We start from the raw sequence: 6,251 nt of genomic DNA, 5'->3' as shown, positions 1-6,251 counted from the left end.
CCCAGTTTCAGAATGGCTTGTTAGCTCATCGCTGACTTACCCGATGAAACTTGCGTCACCACCAAAGTGGTTTCGGTCGCTTCACCGTATTTAAATCTGTATGACAGATCGCTCATTGTTCAGTTTTCAAGGAACAAATTTTTTTAATCTCATTCGCCCATGTCTCAGCGGCGACTTGATTAATATATCACATTCGTCTACTTAAATGCAAGCACTTTTTTATTTGTCTTCACAAAATCAAAAGCACTCGTGTGACGCGAAAATTAATTTACCACATCTTCACTATACAGGTCAAGCATTAAAAAACAATTTGATTGCGTGATATATTTTACAGCTAGAACAATGTGGTTTGGAGTCCTAACACGAGCGCGATTCCGGGTACGCCAAGCAGCACGACCGTCCCAATGGTTGTTGGGTTCATGGGCACTTCATAGCCCGATATAAGCCCAGAGTAATTAAGCAGGTACAATACTGCCGCTGCCGCAATCAAATGCAGCGTGAATCTCTTCACCCACTGAAAGGTAAGCCGATTACGGAACGCAACTACAATTAATAACAGGGATGATACAATAAGCGAAATCATCCAAATGCTTTTCAATACACTTCTCCTCCTTTCAGGAGCGTCCATTTCAAGGGCATTCGCTTCGCCTTTCGAATCAGCATTTCATAACGTTTCTCGGCTGCGGCCATCGCAAAGATCGCATAATCAATTTGATCGTCCCCCATTGCGTATTCAAAGAATCGCTGCGCATTCTCCCATTCCTGCTTAGCCGTCTTGATTTCCGCTAGCAGCTCGAGCTGCTCCTGCTGCTCGCTTCTTTGCTTTTTTAGATCAGCCGTCCGTTTTCTCGTATTCAACCACTTCCACATGTCACTCCAACCTCCCGCTTGTCCGTCATTTCTTATGCTGCCTACAAGCTGCATGTACAAATGCACATAGTTGAATGTATGACGAAGCAGTGGAAATAGAACAAGCCAGTCCCCGAGCGCTTTCCTTGCAAGCAACAAAAAGCCCTGTAAGAGTCATCTCTCACAGGGCTTGGAAAGCCGCTATACGATTAATTTAACTCTCTGCGGCCTTCAAGTGCTTTGGACAAGGTTACCTCATCCGCATATTCCAGGTCTCCGCCAACCGGTAGTCCATGGGCAATACGGGTGACTTTGATGCCGAACGGTTTAACGAGCCGTGATAAGTACATCGCCGTCGCTTCACCTTCAATGTTCGGATTCGTCGCCAGAATCATCTCTTGAACGGTCTCGTCACTCAGGCGGCGAAGCAGCTCGGCAATTCTGATTTCATCCGGACCAATGCCTTCAATGGGTGAAATAGCGCCTTGAAGGACGTGGTATTGTCCTTGAAATTCTTTGGTACGCTCCATCGCTACAAGGTCCTTGGATTCTTGAACAACGCAGATGACGGATTGGTCCCTGCTTTTGTCCTGACAGATCCGGCATGGATCCGTGTCGGTAATATTGCAGCAGACGGAGCAGTAATGAAGATTGCGTTTGACGCTGACAAGCGCCTTAGCAAAATCGATGACATCGTCTTCCTTCATTTTGAGCGTATGAAAGGCCAGCCTGGCCGCTGTCTTCGGACCGATGCCAGGCAGTCGGCTAAAGGCGTCTATAAGTTTGGCTATCGGTTCGGGATAATACAAAGCGCAGCTCCTCTACTCTTTAAACAATCTAGAACAGGCCTGGGATTTTCATGCCGCCCGTAAATTTGCCCATATCTTTGTTTGCCAGCTCGTCGGCTTTGTTCAGCGCATCGTTAATCGCCGTCATGACGAGATCCTGCAGCATTTCGATATCTTCCGGGTCTACCGCTTCCGGTTTGATGATGATGCTTTGAACATTCTTGTGACCATTCACCTGAACAGTTACAACACCGCCGCCAGCAGATCCTTCAATTGTCTTCGTGCCGAGCTCTTCTTGGGCTTTAAGCATTTGCTCCTGCATCTTCTTTACTTGCTTCATCATTTGGTTCATGTTATTCATTGATATCGTCACTCCTTAAGTGTAGTTGAGTTACATGTATTCGCCGTTACTTGTCTTCCACGACAACCAGATCTTCCCCGAAGAGCTTCACGGCCTCTTCCACCCATTCCGGTTCCGGAGGGGCACCGCCTGACTCATCCTGCTGCAGCATGAGCAGTTCTCCCGCCGGAGCAGGTCCGTTCTCGGTTGCCGTCTGCCATTCCTTCAGCATAACCGTCGCAAGCCGGATCGGCCGACCGAACGCCTCGTTCAATACATGCTCAATTACATCGCGGTTCGCGGGCTTCTCTGTCGTCTCGCGATGGATAGAATTCTTGAACGCCACGAGGATCGTGTTGTCCGCGGCTGCAACGGGGTCTCCATTCACAAACCATGCATGCGTGGAAATATTATGACCTTTCACGCGCTGCAGGATGTCGGCCCACTTCATGCGAACTTGGCCTGTGGCCTGACTGTCCGCGGCTGCAAGGAATGGATCCAGTTTAACGCGTGCAATTGAACCGCCCCCGCTGGCCGATCCGCTCTTCGCGCCAAAGCTGGAGCTTTTGGCTCCACGGGAAGAGCTTCCTTGTTCGCTGCTTGCGGAAGCGCTGCCGCCGTCCGGCCTTACACCGGTCTGGAGCAGCTGTTCAATCTTGCGTTCCAGTGCATCGATTCGCTGCTGCAGACGCTGCACCTCACCGCTTGCGGCTTCGTTCCCCGGCGCCTGCGCTGTGCTTTTTGACTCCGTTGCCGGCAAGCTGCCGTTCTCCTGCAGGGTGCATACTTTCATAAGGGCGACTTCTAATATCGTTTGCGGCAGTGCCGAGTGCCTGATCTCCAGCTGGTATTGATTCAGCACGTCAATCATCCGAAATAACAGCTCCGAGCTGAACGCGGCTGCCATCTGCCGGTATTTGTCCTGATCGACGATACGCTCCGTTGACGCCTTCCCCTGCGGCGCCAGCTTCAGCACCAGCAAATCGCGGAAATAATAGACCAGGTTCTCCAGGCATTTATCCGCGCTTTTGCCTGCTTGCATCAAGCCTTCGACGAGCGGCATAATCGCGCCTGCATCCCTGTCTCGAACCGCTTCCGCCAGCTGCTCGAACTGTTCGGCGGCTAGCCCGCCGGTAACGTCCACGGCTGCGTTAAGCGTGATATGCGCACCGCCGTAAGCAGAGACCTGCTCCAGCAGACTGATTGCATCCCGCATGCCGCCGTCCGACAGCCTTGCAATGTAGGCAAGCGCATCCTCTTCGGCTGAAATGCCTTCTTCCGTACAAATCTGACGAAGACGATTCGTCTGTTCCGGAAGAGACACTTGCCGGAAATCAAAACGCTGACAGCGGGAGATAATTGTCGCAGGCAGCTTATGCGGTTCCGTTGTAGCCAGAATGAAAATCACATGTGCAGGGGGCTCTTCCAGTGTCTTGAGCAGCGCATTAAATGCCTCTGATGTCAGCATGTGGACTTCATCTATAATATACACTTTAAAGCGAACTTCTGACGGGGCATACCGCACTTTATCCCGGATATCCCGAATCTCATCGATCCCTCGGTTGGATGCGGCATCGATCTCAACCACATCCATGATAGTGCCGGCCGTAATGCCGCGGCAAGCGTCACAAACGTTGCAAGGCTCAGGTGATGGGCCGCTTTCGCAGTTGATTGCTTTCGCCAACACTTTCGCCGTTGTTGTTTTCCCCGTGCCTCTGGGCCCGTTGAATAAATACGCATGCGACACCCGCTGCTCGCGGATCGCATTTTGAAGCGTTTGAATAATATGCTGCTGGCCGACCATGTCCTGGAACGTCTGCGGACGCCAAGCACGGTATAAGGCGATATGTGACATCGTGTCCGTTCCTCTCCGACTGCTGCCCGTGCATCCCGGTATGTACCGGTTGTCCTTCCATTATACACGATGCCGCCGGTCAAAAAAACCGTTCTTCATGCGTTTATCAGCACGGCAGCACGACAGTGAACAGAGCGCCCTTTTCTCTAGCTGCTGCTTTAATTGTACCGCCAAAATCATGCAGAATCCGCTGGCAGACCGACAAGCCTAAACCTGTACCGTTCTGCTTCGTCGTCACGAAAGGGTCGAAGATTTTATCGACCAAATGAGGCGGGATCCCCGGACCCGTATCCTCGATTTCAATGAAGAGCTGCGGCGGTTTGGTACTCTGATCTGCATATCCCCGAACGCTTAACGTCCCACCTTCCGTCATCGCCTCGATCCCGTTCTTGCACAAATTCAGAAAAACCTGCTTCAGCAGCTCTCCATCAGCCATCACCCGCGGCAGCTCCAGCCCTTCATCCCATTGTATCGATACGTTGTGCAGCAGCGCCTCCGACGAAACGACCGGCATAATGCCGCGAAGCACGTCGCCGACCTGAATCCAGCTGGTCACGGCTTCCTTGGGTTTGCTGAGCAGCAGAAACTCACCTACTAGATGGTTAATTCGGTCGAGCTCATTCAGCATGATTTCGGTATATCCTTTTTCTTTGCGCATACCGTTCTCGTCCATCGTCTTGCGGAACATTTGGAGAAATCCCCTTATTGCCGTGAGCGGATTGCGAATCTCATGCGCGGCTCCAGCTGCAATTTGCCCGATCATGGCGAGCCTGTCGCTTCGCTGTACCTGCGTTTCGAGCGATCTTAAGTTCGTGACGTCCTTGAATATGATATACGCGCCTTCCTTGACAAATCTGTCGCTGTGCAGCAGGCCCACATCCATCAGCAGTTCAGTCTGCTTCTCCCCATGACGCCAAGTCATCGGATAATTGCGAACGTGCTCGCCGCTCAAAAGCGCATTGCAGATTAGCTTGTATTCGTTCATGGAATCCGCGAAAAACGCAGACAGCGGCTCGTTGACGACCGATGACTTAGTTACACCAAGAAGCTGGCAGGCGAGCGGACTTATTTCCAAGATGTGCAGTGACTCCGCATGCAGCAAAATAACACCGATATGCTGGTCCCTAAGCATGGTTTCGCCAAAACGTTCGATGAGATTGCCATCTTGCGCTTGATCTTGGTTGTATAAAAAAAGCACGCATCGGAGGCCTTGTTCCGTTTGGGCAATCATCGGCTTTGCCGCTGTGCACATGCTGCTGCCGTCAGCCTTGCGGATTCGGAACGAGGTCGTATCCTGATTCGCTTGCAGCAAGCTGCCCGCCAGCGCCGGAATAAATGGCTCAGGCCCGCCCTTAAACAGCTCACTGTCTGTCAGCATTGTCATTCTGTTGTGCAATACGTTCGACTCCGTGTATCCCGTATGCTTGAGAAACTGTGCATTCATATGTACGATTCTCGCTGCTTCATCCAACACAACTATCATTTTGCTTGAAAAACGGCTGCAATAGCTTTCAAGCGTTCGGAGGCTAAGGTGAACGACTGAGTCAAAAGGCAATTCGTACATGCATGATCCCCTTTTCGTGAGTCCAGTTCTATTTCTTTCGTCCAGAAAAGTTGATAATCCTGCCAGAAACACAAAAAAACATCCTGCATGACTCGATAAGAGTCAATTCGGATGTCATCTCTGTAAATAAAGTAGGACCGTGCACCTAACCTCGATTTAAGCGACATGAGCGGAACGCGCACTCCCAGCTCGGGTCAAGCACTCCTCCGGCACATGAACTAACTTGCTTATGGCTGCTTCCTTCCGGACCTGACCCGTTCACAAGCGTCCATTGCGGAGGACCCAACCGTCAACACTGTTTATGCACACCAGCCTCACACTGCAAAAACCTACGATAGGAATTCAACCTCGCTACAGCGGATTGCGAGTTACAGGGCACCGCTACCTCCCCATCTAGCACGGCAGAGATAAGTATAGCTTGTTCTCCCCCAAAGTGCAACTGCCGATTACCGGAAGCTGATCCACTTAGGGGGTTGTCTTCACATGAACCGTGTAACGCGGCATGTTGTAGCGCAGCACAGCGATCGCCTTCTGCCTAATCTGAACCGCGTCGAAGCCCGGCCTAGCCTTAATGGTTACGTACATATTAGGACCTTGGAACATCATCGACACTTTATCGATGCCCTGTACTTGCTTCAACTGGCGCTGCGCAAATTTGCCGTCGCTAACGTAATTGAGGAAAGACCCGTTGCGATTCGGAAGATGCGGATTGCTGTTGGATAGTCCCATATAACCGTCATGACCATAGGAATCGGCGTTATAATTATTCGTTGCATCCTTATGGCCGCAGCCTGCAAGCGAGATGGCGGCGGCGAGCGCCAATGTTCCGATCATTACGCGTTTCTTGGACATAAA

Annotated in this window: 7 protein-coding genes and 1 other RNA gene; all 8 read right to left on the bottom strand. The window is 51.3% G+C overall.

Annotation, left to right across the window (positions count from 1 at the left end):
- Positions 1-334: 334 nt before the first annotated feature.
- Positions 335-598 (bottom strand): pro-sigmaK processing inhibitor BofA family protein, encoded by a 264-nt coding sequence (locus KXU80_RS19855; RefSeq protein WP_219834911.1) that lies wholly within the window; start codon positions 596-598, stop codon positions 335-337.
- Complete coding sequence (locus KXU80_RS19850; RefSeq protein ID WP_219834910.1) at positions 595-870, bottom strand: YaaL family protein; 276 nt, start codon at positions 868-870, stop codon at positions 595-597. The genes KXU80_RS19855 and KXU80_RS19850 overlap by 4 nt, the downstream gene beginning before the upstream one ends.
- Positions 871-1,058: 188 nt before the next feature.
- Positions 1,059-1,658, bottom strand: a complete 600-nt coding sequence (gene recR, locus KXU80_RS19845) for a recombination mediator RecR (RefSeq protein ID WP_219834909.1) — start codon at positions 1,656-1,658, stop codon at positions 1,059-1,061.
- Positions 1,659-1,686: 28 nt separating this feature from the next.
- Entirely contained in the window at positions 1,687-1,998 is a 312-nt protein-coding gene (locus KXU80_RS19840) for a YbaB/EbfC family nucleoid-associated protein (protein WP_219834908.1), read from the bottom strand.
- Positions 1,999-2,044: 46 nt separating this feature from the next.
- The gene (dnaX, locus tag KXU80_RS19835; protein WP_219834907.1) at positions 2,045-3,832 is read right to left on the bottom strand and encodes a DNA polymerase III subunit gamma/tau; all 1,788 of its coding nucleotides are present in this window, start codon (positions 3,830-3,832) and stop codon (positions 2,045-2,047) included.
- Positions 3,833-3,938: 106 nt separating this feature from the next.
- On the bottom strand, positions 3,939-5,276 hold the full coding sequence (locus tag KXU80_RS19830; protein WP_258171079.1) for an ATP-binding protein: 1,338 nt from the start codon (positions 5,274-5,276) through the stop codon (positions 3,939-3,941).
- Positions 5,277-5,533: 257 nt separating this feature from the next.
- An RNA gene (gene ffs, locus KXU80_RS19825) (signal recognition particle sRNA large type) lies at positions 5,534-5,798 on the bottom strand.
- Positions 5,799-5,861: 63 nt separating this feature from the next.
- Positions 5,862-6,248 (bottom strand): hypothetical protein, encoded by a 387-nt coding sequence (locus KXU80_RS19820; protein WP_219834906.1) that lies wholly within the window; start codon positions 6,246-6,248, stop codon positions 5,862-5,864.
- Positions 6,249-6,251 lie beyond the last annotated feature (3 nt).

This window comes from Paenibacillus sp. R14(2021) (assembly GCF_019431355.1).
GTDB lineage: Bacteria > Bacillota > Bacilli > Paenibacillales > Paenibacillaceae > Paenibacillus_Z.
This window is presented reverse-complemented; position numbering and strand designations above follow the sequence as displayed.

Coding starts and splice junctions, on each gene's coding strand:
- KXU80_RS19830 (WP_258171079.1), bottom strand. CDS start 5,276: ATGAATGCACAGTTTCTCAAGCATACGGGATACACGGAGTCGAACGTA.
- KXU80_RS19850 (WP_219834910.1), bottom strand. CDS start 870: ATGTGGAAGTGGTTGAATACGAGAAAACGGACGGCTGATCTAAAAAAG.
- dnaX (WP_219834907.1), bottom strand. CDS start 3,832: ATGTCACATATCGCCTTATACCGTGCTTGGCGTCCGCAGACGTTCCAG.
- KXU80_RS19840 (WP_219834908.1), bottom strand. CDS start 1,998: ATGAATAACATGAACCAAATGATGAAGCAAGTAAAGAAGATGCAGGAG.
- KXU80_RS19820 (WP_219834906.1), bottom strand. CDS start 6,248: ATGTCCAAGAAACGCGTAATGATCGGAACATTGGCGCTCGCCGCCGCC.